The 23390-nt window shown below is 29.9% G+C and carries 18 protein-coding genes and 1 pseudogene; 10 read left to right on the top strand and 9 right to left on the bottom strand.

From position 1 onward, the window contains the following. Positions 1-68 precede the first annotated feature (68 nt). Together A7L45_RS24190 and A7L45_RS05655 are read right to left on the bottom strand one after the other, a co-directional pair. Positions 69-698, bottom strand: a complete 630-nt coding sequence (locus A7L45_RS24190) for a DEAD/DEAH box helicase (RefSeq protein WP_338133000.1) — start codon at positions 696-698, stop codon at positions 69-71. Beyond that, positions 678-2753 (bottom strand): annotated as a pseudogene (locus A7L45_RS05655) (DEAD/DEAH box helicase); the annotation flags it as partial. The gene A7L45_RS24190 and the pseudogene A7L45_RS05655, both read right to left, overlap by 21 nt. Positions 2754-3375: 622 nt before the next feature. On the opposite strand from A7L45_RS05655, the gene A7L45_RS05650 reads away from it, so the two are divergent. The 7 genes from A7L45_RS05650 (at position 3376) to queC (ending at position 8833) form a co-directional block, all read left to right on the top strand. Beyond that, the gene (locus A7L45_RS05650; protein ID WP_166520646.1) at positions 3376-4416 is read left to right on the top strand and encodes a 3D domain-containing protein; all 1041 of its coding nucleotides are present in this window, start codon (positions 3376-3378) and stop codon (positions 4414-4416) included. A gap of 240 nt (positions 4417-4656) precedes the next feature. Further along, entirely contained in the window at positions 4657-5655 is a 999-nt protein-coding gene (locus A7L45_RS05645; RefSeq protein ID WP_071611867.1) for a 2-hydroxyacyl-CoA dehydratase family protein, read from the top strand. Further along, on the top strand, positions 5655-6413 hold the full coding sequence (locus tag A7L45_RS05640) for an acyl-CoA dehydratase activase (RefSeq protein ID WP_071611866.1): 759 nt from the start codon (positions 5655-5657) through the stop codon (positions 6411-6413). Before A7L45_RS05645 ends, A7L45_RS05640 begins: the two co-directional genes overlap by 1 nt. A 21-nt stretch (positions 6414-6434) precedes the next feature. Next, entirely contained in the window at positions 6435-6866 is a 432-nt protein-coding gene (queD, locus tag A7L45_RS05635) for a 6-carboxytetrahydropterin synthase QueD (RefSeq protein ID WP_071611865.1), read from the top strand. 1 nt (position 6867) lies between these two features. Then, entirely contained in the window at positions 6868-7533 is a 666-nt protein-coding gene (queE, locus tag A7L45_RS05630) for a putative 7-carboxy-7-deazaguanine synthase QueE (RefSeq protein WP_071611864.1), read from the top strand. 4 nt (positions 7534-7537) lie between these two features. Then, positions 7538-8128, top strand: coding sequence for a GTP cyclohydrolase I FolE (gene folE / locus A7L45_RS05625; protein ID WP_071611863.1), 591 nt, complete (start codon positions 7538-7540; stop codon positions 8126-8128). A 36-nt stretch (positions 8129-8164) separates the two neighbouring features. After that, positions 8165-8833 carry a 7-cyano-7-deazaguanine synthase QueC gene (gene queC / locus A7L45_RS05620; protein WP_071611862.1) on the top strand — a complete coding sequence of 223 codons (669 nt, stop codon included), beginning with the start codon at positions 8165-8167 and terminating at the stop codon, positions 8831-8833. A gap of 88 nt (positions 8834-8921) precedes the next feature. On the opposite strand, the gene A7L45_RS05615 is transcribed toward queC, so the two are convergent. Both A7L45_RS05615 and A7L45_RS05610 read right to left on the bottom strand, forming a co-directional pair. Further along, a complete protein-coding gene (locus A7L45_RS05615) occupies positions 8922-9863 on the bottom strand; it encodes a GNAT family N-acetyltransferase (protein WP_071611861.1) in 942 nt (313 codons plus the stop codon). Between the two features lie 23 nt (positions 9864-9886). Beyond that, positions 9887-10567, bottom strand: coding sequence for a hypothetical protein (locus A7L45_RS05610; RefSeq protein ID WP_071611860.1), 681 nt, complete (start codon positions 10565-10567; stop codon positions 9887-9889). A 402-nt stretch (positions 10568-10969) separates the two neighbouring features. Here A7L45_RS05610 and A7L45_RS05605 point away from each other — a divergent pair, with 402 nt between their 5' ends. Continuing rightward, positions 10970-13057, top strand: a complete 2088-nt coding sequence (locus A7L45_RS05605) for a helix-turn-helix domain-containing protein (RefSeq protein ID WP_071611859.1) — start codon at positions 10970-10972, stop codon at positions 13055-13057. A 147-nt stretch (positions 13058-13204) separates the two neighbouring features. After that, positions 13205-14632 carry an MATE family efflux transporter gene (locus A7L45_RS05600; protein WP_071611858.1) on the top strand — a complete coding sequence of 476 codons (1428 nt, stop codon included), beginning with the start codon at positions 13205-13207 and terminating at the stop codon, positions 14630-14632. A 74-nt stretch (positions 14633-14706) separates the two neighbouring features. Here A7L45_RS05600 and A7L45_RS05595 read toward each other — a convergent pair whose 3' ends face one another. After that, positions 14707-15357 (bottom strand): Type 1 glutamine amidotransferase-like domain-containing protein, encoded by a 651-nt coding sequence (locus A7L45_RS05595; protein WP_071611857.1) that lies wholly within the window; start codon positions 15355-15357, stop codon positions 14707-14709. Between the two features lie 354 nt (positions 15358-15711). Between A7L45_RS05595 and gltX the strand changes: the two genes are divergently transcribed. Then, positions 15712-17367, top strand: a complete 1656-nt coding sequence (gene gltX, locus A7L45_RS05590) for a glutamate--tRNA ligase (RefSeq protein WP_071611856.1) — start codon at positions 15712-15714, stop codon at positions 17365-17367. A gap of 51 nt (positions 17368-17418) precedes the next feature. Here the strand turns inward: gltX and A7L45_RS05585 are convergent, their stop codons facing one another. The 4 genes from A7L45_RS05585 to A7L45_RS05570 form a co-directional block, all read right to left on the bottom strand. Then, entirely contained in the window at positions 17419-19179 is a 1761-nt protein-coding gene (locus A7L45_RS05585; protein WP_071611855.1) for a methyl-accepting chemotaxis protein, read from the bottom strand. Positions 19180-19276: 97 nt separating this feature from the next. Further along, a complete protein-coding gene (locus tag A7L45_RS05580) occupies positions 19277-20851 on the bottom strand; it encodes a methyl-accepting chemotaxis protein (RefSeq protein WP_071611854.1) in 1575 nt (524 codons plus the stop codon). Further along, complete coding sequence (locus A7L45_RS05575; RefSeq protein ID WP_071611853.1) at positions 20839-21396, bottom strand: hypothetical protein; 558 nt, start codon at positions 21394-21396, stop codon at positions 20839-20841. The genes A7L45_RS05580 and A7L45_RS05575 overlap by 13 nt, the downstream gene beginning before the upstream one ends. Positions 21397-21555: 159 nt before the next feature. Then, complete coding sequence (locus tag A7L45_RS05570) at positions 21556-23388, bottom strand: ABC transporter ATP-binding protein (protein WP_071611852.1); 1833 nt, start codon at positions 23386-23388, stop codon at positions 21556-21558. Positions 23389-23390 lie beyond the last annotated feature (2 nt).

Raw genomic sequence — 23390 nt, 5'->3', positions numbered from 1 at the left:
AGTATTCTGCTATTTCTTTTATATTCTTGCTTTATTATATCATAATCATTGTCATATGGGTGACAGCTTTAAATCATGAGTATCTCCAAAAGTTCTTCTTTTGTAAGTTTCCCAAGAATATCACTATTCGTAAGTTCCCCTGTAATTACACTATCAATTAGATCTTTTTTATTTTCTTGAAGTAAAATGATTTTTTCTTCAATAGTACCTTTAGCAACTAATTTAATTACTTCAACTACATTTTTTTGACCAATTCTATGAGCCCTGTCTGTGGCTTGATTCTCAACTGCCGGATTCCACCAAGGGTCAAAATGAATTACCAAATTTGCTGATGTTAAGTTAAGGCCTGTTCCCCCTGCCTTTAATGATATTAAAAATACAAATGTTTGACAACTTTTATTGAATTCATCTACCATCTTAATTCTATCCTTAGATTTAGTTTTTCCATCTAGATAATAATATGGTATTCCTTTTTCTTTTAAGTTTTCTCCTATATTTTTAAGTGCAGATGTAAATTGAGAAAACAATAGTATTTTCCCACCGCCCTCTACATGTTTTTGAATAAGTTCTGTTGCAATGTTTATCTTTCCACTTCCGCCCTTATATCCTTCTATCACAAGTGATGGGTCTAAACATATTTGTCTGAGCCTTGTTAAATAAGAAAAGACCTCTATTTTCCCATCAGTATTGTTTTTCATTTTATCCCTAAAAGCTTTGATATAGGCTTTATATACAGCCTTTTGAGATGTAGTCATCTCAACTAGAAATTTCTTTTCTATTTTATCTGGCAATTCTCTAAGCACTTCATTTTTAGTTCTTCTTAATAGAAAAGGTTTAATAAGTGATTTTAGTTCTCCTAAATCAACATTTTTTCCAGAAATAAATTTAAGTTCAAAAGTTTCTTTGGAATATAAATAGTTTGGCATTACAAAATCAAAAATAGACCAAAGTTCTAACAAATTATTTTCAATAGGAGTTCCTGTCAAAGCATATCTTGCTTTAGCCTTAACTTCTTTAATAACTTTTGTGCACTGCGCCAAATAATTTTTTATATTTTGCGCTTCATCTATAATACAATAATCAAAAACAATATCATCATATTGATTTAAGTCCATTTTTAAAGTTCCATAGGTCGTAAGTATTATATCATACTCTTCTAAATTATGAATTAATTCATACCTTCCTTTTTTCTCTCCATGTACAATTGCAACCTTTAGGCTAGGAGCAAATTTTTCAAATTCAGCCTTCCAATTATAAATAAGGGAAGTTGGAGTAATAATAATAGATTTTTTATTTTCAAATGATAAGAGAAAAGCTATGGTCTGAACAGTTTTTCCAAGTCCCATTTCATCTGCTAGTATACCCCCAAGTCCCAAAGCGCTAAGGCTTTTAAGCCATTTAAAACCATCAATTTGATATTCGCGAAGCGTAGCCTTTAAGTTCACAGGTACCTTTATTTCCATTTCATTTATATTATCATAGATGTCTTCTATATCCTTTAGCACTTCGCGACCCTTAATAAATTCAAATTTCTTGTTTTTTATTTTGTTTTGTAAATATAACGCCTTATTTTTTTCTATCTTTATTGAGCCATTTTCTAGTAACTCATCAGCACTTAATACTAATATTAGATCAAAAAAACTTTTAACCGTCTCATCTTCAAAGTTCAAAAAATTATTATTTTTAGTTTTATAAAATCTATTATTTTGTTTAAATGAATCAATCACAGCTTTCAATTCATTATTATAAATATTGTCTATACTATAAGAAAAATCATAGTAATCATCCATTTCCTTAATCTCTGCTTTTATATCCTTTGCATTTTGTATTTTCATATGCTTAAGTCCATTTCCAAAAGTAACATTTCAAAGGGAATAAAGATTGTTTTCACTCTTATTTAATATATCAAACAGCTGCTCATCTGACCCTATAAAAAGTAGCCTCTCATTTCTTTTTATAAATCTATATTTCTCCAGTTCCATAAGGATTTTGTCCTCAAATTTGTAATCACGTGTATTTATTTTATGCTCACGGAGCATTTTATCTTTACTCCTATCATTCTTTAGTATGTTAATTTTTTCATTACCATAAACTACTAACAAGTCACAATAAATATGGTTATCTACCTCGTACAAGTAAAATTCTACTTTTATAAAGTTTGTTGCAAAACTTTTGACTTCTTCACTAATATTTACATCACTTGAAATAGTACTCAAAAAAGATATGATTTTATTATAATTAGTAATATTTAAGCCATATAAAATTTCACGATTTTTTCTTAACCTATCACAAATAAGAATATACCTTTGTACTTGACCCTTTGATGGTAAGTACAGTTTCCAATTGAATAAATATACATCATTTTTGTCATTTAATGATATTGGGAATTGCTTATGCGTAGTTAAAACAAAATGCTTTTCTCGCATCTTTAACGTAAATGTTAGAGGTAGATCCTGTTTTACAATTAGGGCTTCAAACTCAAACCCATCATAATTTAATTTAACTTTTTTATAATTAAGCCCTGCAAGAAAATTTCTTAAGTAATTTGCCTCAATTTTTGTCTTTTCCGTACCTATTTGATGTTGAGCCTCATAATAAATTGAACCTTTCGCTACTTTTCGATTTAACTTTATAATATTACTTATGTGCTTCTTACTAGTATCATTCTCACTTATCTTCTCTGATTTTTCAGAATTACCCTTTGTATATATATTCAAAAAACTATATGCTGTAGCTGTTAAATGACTACACATAAATGAATGACCTACAATAGAGACTTCTTTGAAATCCTCACAGGTACATTTTATACTATCTAATTTCAGCTTAGCTAAATCTATTGTTATATGTGTGTTTAATTCCTTTGATTTAGTATCATTATTAACCTTTCCATAAATATGATACATATTATTTATCTTTTTTCCTTTGATTTTACTAACTAATCCCTCATTAAAAGCCTTCTTACCCTGACCTCTCATACTCTCTGAAGATGATTTGAATATTATACTTTGTAACTCCATTAACTTCACGTCTTAATCACCTCCAAATTAATAATACCCCTAAAATCACATAAATTAAACGAACTAAGCTTTTATATGCTATAATAATTATATCACTTAAGGGAAAGTTGGGTAAGAAATCGTTATCATTTGCATCTTTTTAATAAACGTGTTACAATATTGTTACAATAATTTACCAATACATTTATTGGTATAAGTATACATGACTCCCCTACTGCTCATGCGTTTTATGAGAGCACTCTTAATTGTAATGCACCCAAGAGTACTGTAGACCTAAGTGGTTAGGCATCTGTAATAATAAATCCATGATGCCTTATACTGAAATTAATAATAGGAGATGATTTTTATATTTAAATTTATGGAAGGTAAACGAATAAAATTTGTAATTGGATTCATACTGGTGGCAATAATTACAACTTCAACTATTTTTGTGTGCTCCATTAGAAAAAACATTACGGTAGTTATAGACGGTAAATCAACTAATATGGTAACTTATCAAAAGACATTTGGTAACGCCCTAAAAAAATCTGGTATAAGCATAGACGTAAAAGATAAAGTTGATAAGGCTTTGAATTCAAAAATACAAAACAACGGTGTTATAACTATAACCCGTGCTATAAACGTTAACGTCTTTGTGGATAATAAGAAACTTAATGTTAAATCTGCTGAAAAAGATGTTGCTTTAATGTTAAAGGCACAACAAATAGACATTAGCCCTACTGATAAAATTTCACCATCAAAAGAAACTAAATTATCGAGTGGCCTAGGCATAACAGTAACTAGGGTTAATTCAAAAACAATAAAACAGTCAAAACCTGTTGATTTTAAAACTGTTATTAAAGAAAATGATAGTATATTAAAATCTGAAAGAACAGTTTCACAAAATGGAGTTAATGGCTTAAAAAGCATTACATTAAATGTAACTTATGAAAACGGAAAAGAAGTAACTAGGAAAGTTGTTAAAGAAACGTTAGTTACACAGCCTAAAGATAAAATTATAGTTCAAGGTACTATGCCAGCAGTATCCGTTTCAAGGGGATCTTCAATTTCCAGAGAATCTCAGGTTGCAAAAGCAACACCCATTTCTTCCAAAAGTAATTCATATAGTAAAACTTTTTCTGTAAAAACTACTGCTTACTGGGGTTCTGAAGGAACTAATAACACTTATACTGCTTCAGGACAAAAGACTGTTAGAAATCCAAATGGATATAGTACCGTAGCTGTAGATCCAAGTGTCATACCGCTTGGAACAAAATTATATATAGAGGGTTATGGAAATGCTATCGCGGCTGATACCGGTTCAGCAATAAAAGGAAAATTTATAGATTTATTCTTTAATAATGAAGGTGAATGCGGTGATTGGGGTGTACGATACCTGACGGTGCATATACTAAACTAAATATTTTATATACTTAATTATGCAAAAACTGCTACAGATATTATTTCTGTGGCAGTTTTTATTTTTCAAGTCAATTTGACATAGCAATTAAAATATAGTAAGCTTTATTAGTATAAAACTTAAATAAGACAGTTCAAAACCATCCTGTCTATAAACAAAACTAGGACGTAACTACCGTTTTAGGTAGTTTTTTTGTTTGGTATCAGATGGTTCTTTTGTTATATTTTAGGAGGAATCACAATGAAAAAAATAGGTTTAACAACTACCGTTCCAGTAGAAATTCTAATTGCAGCAGGTTATACACCTGTCGATTTAAACAATATTTTTATAACCTCAGATGACTATTTGAAATATATAGACATTGCTGAAAGAGATGGCTTCCCTAGGAGTTTATGTACCTGGATAAAGGGTATTTATGGAGCCTGTTTACAAAATGACATAAAAGAAATTGTTGGAGTTGTTGAGGGCGATTGTTCTAACACAAAAGCTCTAATTGAAGTACTAGAACTACGAGGAATAAAAGTTTATCCATTTTCCTTCCCTCATAGTCACAAGTTAGAGGATGTAGAACATGAAATAAAAAAATTTATGGATGTCTTTAATGTAACAATAAAAGAAGTTGAAGTAGTTAAGAACCGCCTGAATAGGACTCGCGCCTTGGTCAAAGAAATTGATGAATTAACCCATATACATAATAAAGCAACAGGCTTTGAAAATCATCTTTATCAAGTAAGTTCAAGTGATTTTAATTGTAATGTAGATGCTTTTGACGTTGACTTAGAAAAAATCATTTATGAAATTAAAAACAGAAAACCAGTAATTAGAAAACTTCGCCTTGGCTATATTGGTGTACCCCCTATGACTCCAGATATCTACTCATTTGTTGAAAATCACAATGCTAGTTTTGTATACAATGAGGTTCAAAGAGAATTTGCTTTTCCACGAGCTAATAATGCCATGGATATATATCATCAATATTATGATTATACTTATCCTTATGATACTAATTTTAGGATTATAGAGATTCAAAAACAAATAGACAATCGGAAATTAGACGGAATAATTCACTACACTCAAGCATTTTGCTATAGGGCAGTTGCAGATATAGTTTTAAAAGAGAAATTAAATATTCCCATATTAAATATTGAAGGTGATAAATTAAACGTCTTAGACGCAAGAACAAAGCTCAGGTTAGAAGCCTTCCTTGATATGTTACTAGATTTAAAGGAGTCTAAATAATGCGCGTACTAGGTATAGACCTTGGAAGCCGAGAGGTTAAAATAGTTTTAATGGAAGACAATAAGATAATACAAAAAAAGAAAGTAAGCACAATGAGCTTTTACAGAAATTATTGTAACTTTAATGGTAAAATTATTGTTGATTTAGAAAAGCTTGATATTAGCCATATTGATAAAGCAGTTTCTACAGGTTATGGTAAAAACAACACTGATTTATTACTATTCTCACCAATAAATGAGATAAAAGCTCATGTATATGGAGGATTTTATCAAACAGGTTTAAATGATTTTATACTTTTAGATATAGGTGGTCAAGATGTTAAAATTGTAAAAGTAGAAAAAGGTATTACAACAGACCTAGAACTTAATGAAAAATGCGCTGCGTCTTGTGGTAGATATTTGGAAAATATGGCAAATGTGCTAGAAGTATCACTTGGCGAGATGAGTAAGCATTATGAAAATGCAATAGAACTTAATTCAACTTGCGCAGTATTTTCTGAATCAGAGTTAATTGGTAAAATAGCCGAAGGTGTAAGTATAGAAAGTTTGTGTTCTAGCGTTAATTACTCCCTATACAAAAGGCTCCTACCATTACTTAGTAAATTTCGCGGTAAAAAATTAATCTTAACAGGTGGTGTTGCAAGTAATATTGCAATCAAAAAATACTTAAGTAACAATTACGATGAAATAGTATCTATCCAAGACCCTCAATTTAATGGGGCCATTGGATGTTGTTATTACGGGAGTAAATTTTTATAAATTTTAGGAGGAATGCCCCATATGTATATTTTGAAATCAGAACATAGCTTTGATAGTGCGCATTTTCTTTCTGGATATGAAGGAAAATGTGCAAATATTCATGGACACAGATGGAAGGTTGAAGTCGAAGTACAATCGGAAACCTTAACAAAAGGCGGTCAATTAGAAGGTATGGTAATAGATTTTGGTGATTTAAAAAGGGATGTTAAGTCCATGGCTGATTCCTATGACCATGCTCTAATTGTGCAAATAGGAAGCATGAGAGATGAGACCCTAAATTGTATAAATCAGGATGGATTTAAAGTGATACTTGTTGATTTTAGAACAACAGCTGAAAACTTTGCAAAATTTTTCTTTAAAAAAATGAAAGATAAAGGATATAATGTTAAGCGAACTACCGTTTATGAAACACCTAATAATAGCGCATCATATGAAGAAAGTGAGGCACATTAAAGTGGAATATAAAGTAGTTGAAAAGTTTATAAGCGTTAACGGCGAAGGTCCACTATCAGGTCAACTTGTAGTATTTATAAGATTCGCAGGTTGTAACCTTAATTGTAGCTACTGTGATACCACTTGGGCTAATGAGAAAGATGCCAGTTATAACCTTATGACACCCGATGATATATATGAATATATAAAATCTACCCAAATTCGAAATGTAACCTTAACTGGTGGCGAACCTCTATTACAAGAGGGAATTATAGAGCTCTTAAATGTTTTGTCAATCGACAACTCCATTCATATCGAAATTGAGACTAATGGTAGTATTAATTTAAGTAAGTTTGCGAATATAGAAAATCCACCAAGCTTTAATATGGACTATAAACTACCATCAAGCAATATGGAAGGTCCAATGGATTTAAATAACTTTGCTTATTTAACTTATAAAGATACAGTTAAATTTGTGGCTAGTAGTATGGAAGATTTACAAAAATCCAAACGTATAATAGATAAATATGCACTAACAAATAAAACAAATGTATATATTAGTCCAGTATTTGGACAAATTGACCTAGAAAAGATTGTAGAATTTATGAAAAGCAATAAAATGAACGGTGTTAATCTTCAAGTTCAACTTCACAAAATCATTTGGGATCCAAATAAGAGAGGTGTATAAAATTATGGCAATTGATACAGAAGCAATTGAAAAACATATAAGAGGCATTTTAATAGCACTAGGTGATGACCCCAACCGCGAAGGCCTCAAAGATACCCCTAAGCGTGTAGCTAAAATGTACGAAGAAGTATTTGCCGGTATGTGTTATAGCAATGCTGAAATTGCTAAAATGTTTGATACAACATTTGCTGATGATTTAATAGTTAATGATGATTCTCGTGATATAGTTATAATGAAAGATATACAAATTTTTAGTCATTGTGAACACCATTTGGCGCTTATGTATGATATGAAAGTAACAGTAGCATATGTTCCTAATAAAAAGATTATCGGTCTAAGTAAAATAGCAAGAATAGCTGATATGGTAGGCCGAAGACTTCAACTTCAAGAAAGAATAGGAACAGATATTGCAGAAACTATGGAAATGGTAACAACGTCTTCGGACATCGCTGTTATTATAGAAGGTGAACATGCCTGCATGACTACTCGTGGAATAAAAAAACCAGGTACTAAAACCATGTCCACTACTTTTAGAGGAAGATTTAATACTGACGTAATTTTAAACAATAAATTAATGATGCTTTATAATAAATAAGTAAAATTCAAACAAATTAAAAGGAGCGTGTTGATTATGAATAGAGAAAAAGCAGTAGTAGTATTCAGTGGAGGACAAGATAGCACAACTTGTTTATTTTGGGCATTAAAAAAGTATAAAGAAGTTATAGCTGTGTCTTTTGATTATGGTCAAAAACATATATTAGAACTTGATTGTGCAAAAACTATATGCAGCGAGCATGACGTTGAATTTCATGTTTTAGATTTAAATTTACTTAATCAGTTAGCACCCAATTCCTTAACAAGAAAAGATATGAAAGTTGACACGTCAGCCCCAAAAGATAGTGTTCCTAATTCCTTTGTAGATGGACGTAACTTATTATTTTTAACATTTGTAGCCGTATTTGCTAAGCAAAGAGGTATAAGTAACATTATAACCGGTGTATCTCAAAGTGATTTTAGTGGATACCCAGATTGCAGAGATGTGTTTATTAAATCTTTAAATGTTACCTTAAATTTGGCTATGGGTTATGATTTTGTAATTGAAACACCCTTGATGTGGATTAACAAAGCAGAAACTTGGAAAATGGCTTATGATTTAGGTGTGCTTGATGTGGTTAAAAAGCAAACATTAACTTGTTATAATGGTATAAAAGGTAATGGTTGTGGAGACTGCCCTTCTTGTAAATTAAGAAAAAAGGGTTATATAGAATTCAAAGAAAAATATTTAATACAAAAAAAATAAAACAAACTGTTATTACATTGCTTTGCTTTGCAATAACAGTTTATTTATTGTATAATATATTTCTTTCCAGTTATAAACCCTAACTATATCAAATCATTACATAATAATCCATTACAGCAACCTCTTCAAACCCACAAGATTCGTAAAGTCCAATTGCATTTTTATTTTGGGACTCAACCTCAAGGAAAATATTGTCAGCACCTTTTTCTTTTAATATATCTAATGTAGCTAATAGAACTTCCCGTCCATAACCATTTCCTCTAAAGACTGGAATCACTCCAAATCCATAAACAAAACCCTCCTTATTAATTACACTAATATGAACCTTCCCTATAATTTCCTCTTTAAGAAGTGCCATATAGCTAATGAAATTATTACCTTGCTGAATGAAGGAGTTTTCTAAGTCTTCTTTATCCATATTAACTACTTTAACATCTTTGTCATCTATTTCATTTAATGGTTTTCCAAAGTAAATAGAAGTTTGTTTTTCAATTTCAGCTGCATCCTCACTAGTTGCGAGTCTAAGTGTAATAATACTAGTATTTACATGTAACTGTTTAACCTTGCACTCTAAAGCTTTTTTAGTTAAACACATTTTATACTCTGAGGATACATATTCACCTCCAATAGAATTTATAAATTCTAATCCAGAAGCAGATGTATGATCGCATAACGCTAGAACCTCAGCTTTAGATATTCTTTGCCATTCTTCCTTTGCCATAAGATATAATTTTCTAAATATCCCCTTTCGCCTAAATTCAGGGTGTACCATACCACTTACTTGGACAGAATTCCCTCCGAAATTACATACTCCTAAATATCCTACTAAGGTCTTATTCTCATAATAAAGAAATTCTAGCAGAGCTTCATCTTTTTTATTTTCTTTTCTTTGACTTTTTTTTAAATCAAGTTCCAATTTTAAGTAGGTCTTTTGTTTTTCATAACAAATAGAGCAAAGGGTCCTAACAGCCTTATTGTCTTCCTCATCTAATCTTAATTTCATACAAATAGTATGATTGTAACTATCCATTATTCTCCCCCCTAGTATTTACCTTAAATTCTACTTCTCTTGCTTTTACTAACTCTTTTACTATTCCTATCTCTAGAAACAACCATCCAGAAATGTTTAATAGTATGTAATCCTTCATAAAAAAAACCTGTTTTACAAAAGAAGCGCTCATCATTTTTCGTTTTTATCTGTATCCTAAATGGATAGTCGTCTAGATTACCTGAGTAACAAATAAATTCACCCATGATCCTGCAAATATCTGTAGGTGTTATCTGATATGGTTCTAATGTAGTAAGACTTATTCCAGCTTGCCTTAGAGCTTCCATAACAAATTCAGTGCATATATATGTCTTGTAAATAGCATGCCTTTTATTATTAATAAGCCCAATAGCTTGAAGAAAATTATAGTAGTAAATTTCTGTATCGTTATAAACCCCATAAATAAATTTACTTATCAATTCATATTTTTCTGCCGTTACAGGTATACGATATATTTTTATAGGTACATTCTCCTTTAATCCTATAGTAAGGGTAAATGCACTCTCACGAACTATGCCCCCCACAAGGGGATTGCTTACTGAGAATCTACAAAAGGAATACATTTGACTTAGATTTTTATCTAAGCTAATTGAAGCATGATTGTATTTTTCTTTTAAAAATTTTCTAACTATCTTTCCCGTAGATGTTGGTGTTCTTGAAATAATGACATAAACATACTTTTCCATTTCATTTCTCCTTGTATCCACTTATATAAATAGGTGACTTTCCTTCTAAAATATGTCTAAACCTTATATTTGCATATAATATTATTTTTAGAATTAAAAAAATGAAATTATTTATATTATAAACTTTAGCATAATTATTTTCCACAAAAAATTATCTTTATATAATATATCTTTATCAGTTAATATATTATAATAACATTATTATATTGTTCCCAGTTATCCAATTTTTATGTTATTTATAATTTGCTAAGTTTTTATTGACAATAATAAAATTAACCATAATATTTCTCTACTACCTAGAATATAAAATTTAAATTACATAATAAATTATGTGGTGTATCATCTTGTAATTTAAGATGTATAATATATATACACATAATCGCAAGTAAAGAGGTTACTACAATGAGAAAAGAATATATAAGTTATATGAATGATTTACCTATAAGTATCTCCCTTAAGAATATAAATGATTACCCAATACATTGGCATAACTCTATCGAAATAATTTTTGTACTAGAGGGCACTATTAATGTGCTTATAGAATCAGGCAATTATGAAGTATACGAGCGTGAAATTGAAATTATAAATTGTGATGAAGCCCACAGAATTTACTCAGAGGTTGAAAACAAGGTATTAATTTTCCACTTAGACCCCATATTTTTCGAAAAATATTATGATGATATGAAAAATATATATTTTTATACAAATTCAAGTGAAGAAGGCGCCCAACGAGAAGAAAAATATGATGTTCTACGAAAATATTTGTCCATTTTAGCTTGCGAAGTAATACAAAAAAGTGAGAATTTTGATGATCAAATAGAATCCATTTTAGTAAAGTTACTATTTCATTTAATAAACAATTTTCATTATCTTACATATGATGAAAAAGATATAAAAGAAAATGTGACACAATTTCAAAGGTATCATAGAATCATTAGGTATATATACAATAACTATATGAATAAGATAAGTTTGCAAGACATAGCAAATATAGAATATTTAAGTCCTTATTATTTATGTCATCAAATAAAAGAAATGTCTGGAACAAATTTAAAAGAATTAGTTAATAATGTACGAGTAGATGAATCTATTAAATTGTTATTAGATACTGATAAAACCATATCCGATGTTTCTTTTGATGTTGGTTTTTCTCATGCTAGGTATTACAATAAAAGTTTTAAAGATCATTATAAGTGCACACCACTACAATTCAGAAAAAAATATGATATACCAGCAGATAAATTTGATAGTTTTAAAAAAATACAAACTTGTGACCTATCTACTTCCATTCAATATTTATCTAATTATTTAGAAGACTATGATAGATTTAACTATACAAATAAAATTATAAAACTACAAACAGATTTCACGCTGAAAGGTTCGCATTTATACCACAAATGGGAAGAAAACATAAATTTAGGTCAAGCAAAGGAACTTATTAAAGCAAGGGAACAGGAATACCTAAGAACTTTTCAAGAGGCCATAGGTTTTAAAAATGGTATAGTCCAAAATCTCTTTGGAAAAGAAATGAAGATATATTTCAATGAAAATGTAAATTTTTTAAATTGGAATGAAGTTGAAAAATTATTAGAATTTTTAATGGACATATCCCTTGTACCAGTAATAATTTTAGATCAAATCTTTGAAGATAAAAGTTCTTTCATTAAACTTTTAGAGAGTTTTATATTATATTTCGCTGATATATACGGAATTGAAATTGTTAAGTTATGGAAATTTCAAGTCTCAAAAGATCTATCCATAGAATACATTGATATTTCAAAACAAATTTTCGAAAAATATCAATTACAAGATTTAATAGAAGAACCTTTTAATGGTCCTGAAGCTATAAATACTATTTATGACTCTTCATATATGCTTCCATATATTATTCATAATTTCATTAATGATACTAGCAGTTTGAATGCATTAAAGGCTTTTGACACTGTAGAAGAAAACTCAATTTTAAATAACGAACTATTTTTCGGATCTCCCGGCCTTCTTACCTTAGATGGAATAAAAAAAGCTTCGTATTATGCCTATTATTTATTGTCTAAACTAGGAAATGAAGTTATTGATAGAGGTGATGGATATATTATCACAAGAAGAGATGAAGATATCCAAGTTTTACTTTACAGTTACAGTGATGAACTTAATACACTCATTAAGCTAGAGGATTTAGCTAAAGGTAAGGGCCGTAAAAATATTACTGAGAGAAAAATATCCTTATCAATTAAAAATTTAATTCATGACTACAAAGTTATTAAATATGAAATTGGAGAAAAAGTTGGATCCGCTTACGATATTTGGTTACGAATGGGTAAACCAAAAAGACTTGGTTACGATGAGTGGAAGCTTCTAACTAAAATTTCTACCCCTAACATTTCCTTATCTTATGCTAAAAAGAACGCAGTTTATAATAATATAATAAAGATAGAAGGTTATGGTTCTACATTAATAGTTCTTCAAGAAGTACAAAAGCACCTATTTTAGGGTGTTTTTTTGTTATTTGTGTATAATACAAAGTCTCATGTTAGCAACTTTGTACTTTTTATCTAGCAACCGTGTGAATGTAAAAAAATGCATAGTAGCGTAGAATAGTATTATAGAAACAAAAATTTTTAAGGAGTAGTGGATTTAATGACGATAAGTAATATCACAGAAAGTAACAAAATGTTTGGTGAAGAAAAAATCGGGAAACTATTATTTAAATTTTCTGTGCCAGCAATAATTTCTTTAATGGTAGCCGAAATGTACAACATGGTTGATTCTATGTTTTTAGGTCAAGCTATAGGTGCTAATGCGATTGGTGCTCTAACTATAGCCTTTCCAATTCAAAGATTGTTTTTTGCCATATCTATGCTTATAGCTATTGGTGCTTCAACTTCCGTTTCAAGAAGTTGTGGAGACAAAGATTTCGAAAATCTTAAGATAATTATACCAAATGCTATAGTTCTAATGTTTATAACAATATCTATAATCGGTATTAGCATTTTTATTTTTCAAGATAAAATTCTAATTAGCCTAGGAGCATCTAAAAATACATTTTCCCTTGCAAAAGATTATATAAGTATAATATTAATCGGTGTAATATTTCAATCTTTTACTATAATCGCATCGTATATTATAACTTCTTTTGGAAACACAAAAATAGTTTTATTAAGCACTTCTATTGGAGCAATTTTCAATGTAATTATAAATTATTTTCTAGTAAATGTATTCTCATACGGAGTAAAAGGAGCTGCTATAGCAACCGTTGTATCTCAAATAATAGCTTTTATATATGTTCTTATTGTATTTATTCAATTAAAAATGAGCCTGAAATTTTCTTTTAAATTAACCCTAAACAAAGCAGTATCTGTTGGAATAGTATATGTTGGATTTTCAACATTTATAATAGAAATATCAGACGCAATAGTTGCTGCTATATTAAACAATTTATTATTCTCCTATGGTGGAGATTCAGCCATCGTAACAATTGGTTTAACTACAAGGGTTTCAATGTTTTTATTTATGACCGTAATGGGTATAAGCACAGCTATGCAACCGATCGCTGCATATAATTTTGGTGCAGGAAATTATACAAGGTTAAAAGAAGTTGTTAAGTCGTCCATAATTGCAGTATCTGTAAGCTCAACTTTCTTATGGGCAATATTCATGATTTTTTCAGATACATTTATAGGCCTATTTATAAATGATAAAGCCATTATTGAACAAACATCGAAGGCTTTTAGAATGGTTATAGCTGTATTCCCTTGCATTGGCGTATATTATCTATCAATATCTTATTGCCAAGCTATAAATAGAGTTAAGGCATCTTTCAAGTTATCAATATTTAGGCAGCTAATTGTATTTATACCCCTCGTATATTCATTTGTAATTGGTCTTAATATGGGTGTATCCGGAGCATGGCTCGCTTATCCCATTTCAGATGTGATATCCTTTATTACAGCTGCTATATTTATTAGGTACACTTATACATCCCTTGAAATACTAGAGAGGCATCAAATTTTTAAACTTAATAAGATTAAAATAAGACTTGCGAGCATTGCGATTACCGCTAGTTAATATACTTTTATAAAACAAAGACATAGCTTTATAAAAAATCGATGTATAAAATATATTATAACATCGATTTTTAATTATACTTGCTCTATTTCTCCCTCTTTTATCATATTTATATCTCCATAGAATTGTAATTCATTATTAATTACAACTATTCCATCCCCATCATTACACGTATAAACTACATTACCAGTATTATTAGAATACTTCTTTAAATCATCCAAATACTTACTACACATATTCCAATGTGGCATAAAATTAAAATCAACTAGAGCTAAAGATGATAGATTAGATAAACCTACTATATCTTCACTTCCAAATTGTGCAGCTGATATATCCTTTGCCATCATTATCGCACCTGCGCATAACCCTATAATACAACCACCATTTTGGACATATCGTCTTAACCTTGTTATAAAATATCTTTTCTTAAGATTATTTAAAAAATAGTAAGCATTCCCACCAGATAAATATATTACATCTGACTTAAATATTTCATCTATTGTATCTATACTACAAAAATCATCTATATCAAAATACTTAAATTCAAAATTTCCATATTCACGCAATTGTATTTTTGCCTTTTTAAAACTTTCTAATTTCTTATCTGTCATTGAAGGTATATAACTCAAAGTATATTTTCTATCTAAAAATATTTCTTTCATCCTCTTTATTAAATTAACATTATCCTTTTTCGTAAAACCACTGAGCAAAACTAACGCGCCCATATTATTATCACCTCACCTTCATATAATTTATAAAATTTTCATTATTTTATATATTATACCATATTAATGAAAACCTATACAGGGGTATATATATTTTTTTTAGTCTATGAGAATTTCAAACACAATATTCCTGCTCTACTAATATATGGTCTTTATCAGAAAAAGTGAATTTATTATATATTGACATCTTCTAAAAATATCTGTATAATTAAATTTAAATGTAATAAAAGATATAAGCATATATAATTTCAATTTAGGTGGTATCGCGAAAGTTTACCTTTCGTCCTGTTATATTTTAGGATGAGAGGTTTTTTATTTTAAATTATAATACTTACATAAGAAAGGATGATTAATATGGATTATTTAAAACTGGCTGATTTATTATTACCTAACGTAAAAGAAACTCCAGAATACTATAGAACTCTTTACCCAAAACGTAATCTTAAACCTAATGCTATGATTACAAGATACGCCCCAAGCCCTACTGGTTTTCAACATCTTGGAGGTGTCTTTGCTGCTCTCATATCTGAAAGACTTGCTCATCAAAGTGAAGGTATATTTTATCTTAGAGTAGAGGATACTGACAAAAAAAGAGAGGTAGTTGGTGCCATCGAAGATAGTACTAACACTCTTCGAGATTTTGGAATTAACTTTGATGAAGGCGTTATAGATTCTAATAATGAAAAGGGTGCATATGGCCCATATAAGCAAAGTGATAGAATTAATATATACCACGCTTTCGTAAAATCTCTAATAAAAAAAGGTTTAGCTTATCCTTGCTTTTGTACTGAAGAGGATTTGGATAAAACAAGAACAATTCAACAAGAACTTAAGATTAATACAGGATATCATGGGAAATGGGCAGTTCACAGGAATTCAACAATGGATGAAATTAATTCTGAATTAACTAAGGGCACCCCTTATGTTATAAGACTTAGAGCACCTGAAGCATCTGGCAAAAGAGTTGTTTGTAATGATTTAATTAAAGGGACCATAAGTATGCCAGAAAATGACCAAGATATTGTAATTCTTAAAACAAACGGGATTCCAACATATCATTTTGCTCATGCTATAGATGATTATTTAATGGGAACAACCCATGTAATTCGTGGCGAGGAATGGCTCTCATCTCTCCCTATACATTTGCAGTTATTTGAAATGTTGGGCTTTACGCCACCGCATTATGCTCATATACCTACAATTATGAAAATGGATGGAGCTTCAAAACGTAAGCTCAGCAAGAGAAAAGACCCTGAAATTTCTATGAATTTTTATAAATCTGAAGGGTATCCTTTTGTATCTGTAGCTGAATATCTTGTAAATTTAATTAATTCTGATTTTCAAGAGTGGCGGGATACACACGTAAATATTCCTTGCACAAGCTTTAATATTACCCTTGAAAACATGAGCAAAAGTGGAGCTTTATTTGATATTTTAAAACTTAACGATATTAGTAAAAATGTTATAGCTACCATGAATGCAGCTACTGTATATGAACTTTATCTTAATTGGGCTAAAGATTATGATGTTAAAATGTCAAATTTATTAATAGAGAATGAAGAATATGCTAAAAAGATATTTAATATAGAAAGAGAAAATGATAAGCCAAGAAAAGATTTTGTTAAATGGTTAGATGTAAAAGAACATATTGAGTATTTCTTTGATGATCTTTATAAAGATAGCCTTACTAAGGGATACAATTTCCCTGATCATATACCAATGGATGAGGTAAGAAGTGTTCTTTCAAGTTATATAGGTGTATATGATTATTCTCATGATAATGATACTTGGTTTGCAACACTTAAAGAACTTGCTTTAAACCTTGGATATGCCAAAAACGCAAAAACTTATAAAAAAAATCCTGAGTTATTTAAAGGTCAATTATCAGATGTTGCGACAATTGTAAGAGTGGCATTAAGTAATAAGACACAAACTCAAGATCTACATGAAGTAATGCAAGCTATGGGTGAAAAACGTGTTATAGAAAGATTAAGCCAAGATTTTAAATAATATATAATAAAAGAGGAAACCAAAATTTTGGTTTCCTCTTTTATTTATACCCTAAACTTGAAATTCGTCCACTGCCGCTGTAAGCTTTACTGCCAGATTCTTTAAATCCTGTGTATGTGAAACAATCTGATCTATACTTGCTAGTTGCTCTTCTGTTGTAGCTGCAACCTGCTGAGTCGCAGCTGAATTTTCCTCTGTTGAAGCTGAAAGGGTTTCCAAAATTTCAATTATTACATTCTTCTCTGTTTCCATTTCTAGACTATATCCCTTAATACTTTTCATATCCTCTGAAATCTTACCTATAGCTTCTAGAATCTGTACAAATATACTTTTAGCATCTATTACAGATTTACTTTGTTCTTTTGCTATTTCATTTCCAACTTCCATTGCTATAACTGCATCTTTTGATTTTTTCTGAATTCCATCAATTAGTTCTCTAACTTTTGCAGCAGATATAGCAGACTCTGAAGCGAGCTTTCTTACTTCTTCAGCAACTACCGCAAATCCTTTTCCCTGTTCACCAGCTCTTGCAGCCTCTATAGCAGCATTTAATGCTAATAAATTTGTTTGCTCTGATATTTGACTAATTGCCTGGGTTATTGCTCCAATTTCTATAGAACTTCTATCAACCTCAAGTATTATATCACTTACCTTTCCTGATGCCTTGCTATTCTCATCTGTTTTTTCTATAAGTTGTTCAAATGCAGAAAATCCTTTGCTTCCTATCACAACCGTTGCCTCTGTTACCTCATTAGTTTTTACAGAAAGCGCTGTTACAAGTTCTATTTTATCTGCTAAGATTTTAACCCTACTAACTCCATTTTGTGTCTCTATCGCTTGCTCACTTGATCCTCTTGCAATCTCATCAACAGATGCTGCTACCTCATTAATTGATGCTGTATTTTCATCCACAATGGAATCTAACACCTGAGATGATTCAAATACAACAGTAGCAGAATCTTTCACAGAACTTATTAGTTCATTTACATTCTTAACCATTCTATTGAACGACTCATTTAGCTTCCCAATTTCATCTCTATTTTTTATATTTAGATCCGGAATACTTAAATTACCTGAAGCTACAACATCTACTGCCTTACCAATCTTTTTAATTGGAGCGGATATATGCTCCGCAAATAATATAATAACTGCTCCTCCTAAAACAAGCACAGCTAAAAGTACAAGAAGTGTAGTACCTAAAATTTTGTTTGAGCCAACATTAAAATCATTTGTATAAGTCCCTGCACTAACAGTCCATCCCCAATTAGGATCCAACCTTTGGTAAGTTATTTTACTCGCAATTTTATCGGAATTAGCTGGCGTCCAGAAGTATGTTAAATAACCCCCACCGTTACTCGCTATTCTAATTTGCTCCTTAACAAAGTAAGATCCATCTTTCTTATCCTTAACATCTATTACACTCTTACCCTCTAGGGTAGGATGTGCAGCTTCTACACCATCTTTTGTATACGCTAGCAAATAACCACTTTTCCCAAGACTAATTTTTTTATTAATAGGTCTTGTACCATCTGCTTGCTTTTTACCTAACATATACTCACGTGTTCTTTCCTTAGCCTCATCAAGCGTTAGTTTTCCCTCATCTACAAGTTTTTGATTTTCACTAATTACCATAAGTGTCATTTCTACACTATTTTTAAGTAAAACTTTTCCGCTATTTTCAAGTTCATTTTTGGCGACTTTATAACTTATTAAGCCTAATGCAATTACAGGTATAAGTAATAACATTCCTGTAACTATTATGAGTTTCGTTTTAATATTCAAACCTTTTGTTTTATTATTTGCTTTTTTCATTAGTTGTATCCCCCTTAACAATCGTCTCTATATTATCGTTGTAAACGATTATTACTTAAGAGTACTTTTAAATATATTCTTTTCTGTCTTTATATTCTTATAAAGTAAATTTATTCATTTTTACTCTAAGTTCATTAGTTGAATTCTCTAATTGTAGTACTAGACCACCCATATTCTTAGTTTCAACATATTGATTTTCAATTACAGAACTTATTTTTCCAACAGAATCTGTAAACTCCCCGCAAATAATATTTACTTCTTTAAGTGTATTTATAACGCTAATATTTTCATTATTTAAAACATCAATACTAATGTCAATATTGCCAATTGACGATACTATATCCTCTGTAGATCTTAACGCCTTTTGATAACTTAAAATAGTTTTATTTATAGCATTATCTTGCTCATTAAAAACCCTATTTACCTCACCTATGCTAATTTCAGTCCTTGACATATTATTATTTACACTACTAACTATGTCTTGTATCTTGCTCATTTGTTCACCAATACCCTCTGATAAACTTCTAATTTCTCTAGCAACTACACTAAATCCAGCACCATATTTTCCAGCTGTTGCAGCTTCTATTGACGCATTTAAAGATAATATATGAGTTCTTTTAGATATGTTATTTACAACATCTACGATATTTTTGATCTTCATAAAATCTGTATATAATTCCTTGAATGATTTATTTACTCCATTTAGTTTATTTGTACTTTCTTTATTTATATGTTTCAGACTAGTGATTGAACTTATACTTGAATTATTGATAGTTTTAATGTTACCAGCCTTTAAATACATATCTGTAGATCGTTGTTTTATGCCTTGTATCTTTTCAGTTATACCTTCGACAGACCTTACGCTTGAATTTATTACACTAGTTAATTTATTTGTGTCAATAGATACCATTTGAGTATTTTCTGTAATTATCTCCATTCCAGCTACTATGTTATGTTGCGCTGTGCAAGTGACCTTGTTAATGTATAAAAGCTCCTCCGTTACCTTCGCTACGTCATAAACTAAAGATTTAATATTTTGCGTCATAATATTAAAACTTAAGCCTAGTTTACCAATTTCATCATTGCTTATTATTACGTTCACAACTGCAAGATTTCCATTTGAAATTTCTACTGTATTTTTCACAAGAATATTCATTGGTCTTAAAATTTTCCTTATACATATATAACATAAAGGTACCATTACTATAAGCATTATAAAAGTCATTAACACTATAAGTCTTCCTATTGTATTCGATGTACTTTTCATATTGTTCTCATTTACTGTGAAAACCACTAAACTTTTAAGCTCAGGTACACTAATATAAAACGCATTAAATGTATCTTTGCCTGTCTTATATGTAAACTCCTTCATATCACTCCTTTCAAAATTATTTTTATCCTTAGTTATGTTTATCAATTCAGTTATATCCAGTTTTTTATTAATAAGATGTTTGTCTGGATGATATATTATGTTTTGAGAACTATCCACTACAAACAAAAATCCATCGTCTAAGAATTTAAACTTATCAAATCTTTGAGAAAAATAGTCTATGTATACACTTTTCCCAGCTACTCCTATTACCTTATTATTTTCATCCTTAATTGGTTGCACAAATGTAACCACTGGCTTAAAATTTACAACGGATGTATATACTGAACTTACTGAAGGCACCCCCCCAAGGCACTTTTTGTATAATCATTTTGACTTAAATCACTATTTAAATATTCCTCATCACTATCTACTATAATTATCCCATCTTTATCTGCAATGAATTCATGTTCATCACTCTTGTTACTTTTAGCATATGTAATTAACTTATTTGTCATTTTTTCAATTTCATTTTTATATTTTATTTTAAATTCATCCCGCTGTGTAACATTTTTATGTTTTACAACTCCAATAACATCAGCATTTAATGCATTTTTTTCAACATCACTAGTTTGTAATTTTATTAAATTTATAAAATTTTCATATACCTCATTAGACACTAACTTCATATTTTGTTTATTAGTGCTTACCATTTTATTATAAGTAACCCTATATATAATTGCATTTTCTATAACCATAAAAAAAACTAAGGTGACAGCTACTATTAAAATGATTTTTATAGGAATGGAAATATTTTTAGCCCTTGTAAAAATGTTAGATATTGAACTTATAATTCTAGTAATTAATCTCATGACTATTGCCTTTTGTTTTTTTAAATTTAAATTCATCGGATACAGCTCCTTTAGATAACATTGGATATATTGTCAATATTATATTACTTGACGTAAGTTAAGTCCGTGTTAACTAAATGTTAAACTTTATAGGGACGGTTAATAACTTTAATATAAGTTATTAACCGTCCCTTTAATTTTTGTTTAACGACACTCTTAAGAAAACATCTCTTTACTCTCCATCTCCTTGTCCTCTAAGAGCTGATTTGTATAAAGGCTATAGTAATACCCCTTTTTCTTTAATAGCTCTCTATGGTTGCCTGATTCCGTGATACTTCCATTTCTTATAACAAGAATTTTATCAGCAGATACAATTGTTGAAAGTCTATGAGCAACTACAAAGCTAGTTCTGCTTTTTAGAACCTTTTCTATAGCATTTTGTATCATTTTTTCTGTTTCTGTATCTATAGATGATGTAGCCTCATCGAGGACAAATAATGCTGGATTTGCGAGTATTGCTCTAGCGAAGGATATAAGTTGCTTCTCTCCTGTTGACAAATTCCCTCCACCTTCACCAACCTGCGTATCATATTTCTTATCAAGTTTACTTATAAAATTATGAGCATTCACAAGCTTTGCCGCATTTTCAATTTCGAGTATTGATGCATTAAGTTTACCATATATAATATTATCTCTAATTGTTCCACTAAATAGATGTGGGCTTTGAAGCACATATCCAATATTTGATTGAAGCCATAATAATGATCTTTTTCTATAATCTATACCATCAATTAATATTTCCCCATTTGACGGTTCATAAAATCTACAAAGTAAGTTTACTAAGGTGCTTTTACCAGAACCTGTTTCTCCAACTAGAGCTATAGTTTCACCTTTATTAACCTTTAAATTAAAATTTTTAAACACCTTTTCTCCATTTTTATATGTAAAACTTACATCCTTAAATTCTATATCTCCATGTATTTTTTCCCAATTCTCTCTTTTTGAATGGAATAAATCTCCATATTTTTTTATCACATCTTTACTGTCCCATATATCAGGTTTTGTTTCTATTAAACCTATAATTCTTTCTGCAGATGCTTGTGCATTCTGAAGTTCTGCAATTGTTCCAGCTAAACGATTTATAGGGTCAAAAAACTGAACTGTATAGGCAATAAACATTACAAAAGTACCATAAGATAAATCTCCTGCTATAATTTTTTCCCCACCTATCCATAAAACAAAACCCACACCTAAACTACCCATAGATATAACTATAGGAAGAAATAGAGCAGAAAACACTGCAGCTTTCACAGATGAGTTTCTCATTTTACCTGCATCTAATTTAAACTCTTTTAAGTTTTCTTCTTCACGAACAAGTGTTTTAGTAGTTTTAGCTCCAGATACCTCTTCACTAAAATCCGCGGTTAATCGTGAATTAAATTTTCTAACAACTCTATATGATTTAAGGATTTTCTTTTGAAAATACATTCCTATTAAAAATAGAACCGGTACCACACTCATACATATAAGTGTTAATCCTACATTATTATAAAGCATTACTCCTATGAATCCAGCCATCATAACTAGTGCCCATACCATGTCAATTAGTCCCCATGATATTATTTCACTAAGCTTTGTTACATCCGATGTCATTCTTGCCATAAGCCATCCCACAGAGGATGTATCATAATATGAAAAAGATAACTCTTGAAGCCTTTTAAAGCCAATTTTCCTTATATGATAAGCCAAGTGTGTTTCTATTTTGCCTGCATGTATTATAAATAATCTTACATTTAATCCTTGAAAAACAATTACACAAAAATATACTAATGCAAATATGGGAAGCCCATCTATAGTTTTCTTAACTATAAAATTATCGATTGCATACTTAGTCAGTAGCGGCATTACTACGTCGATACCAGCCACTCCAACCATTAGAAGTGCTAAAAAAATAAGTCCATTTTTGAATTCTGACAGATATTTAAAAAGTTTTCTCCATATACCTATATCTATTTTTTGAGTTGATTTACGTTTATCTATTCTATCCATAA

This window comes from Clostridium estertheticum subsp. estertheticum (assembly GCF_001877035.1).
Classification (GTDB): Bacteria; Bacillota; Clostridia; order Clostridiales; family Clostridiaceae; genus Clostridium_AD; species Clostridium_AD estertheticum.
This window is presented reverse-complemented; position numbering and strand designations above follow the sequence as displayed.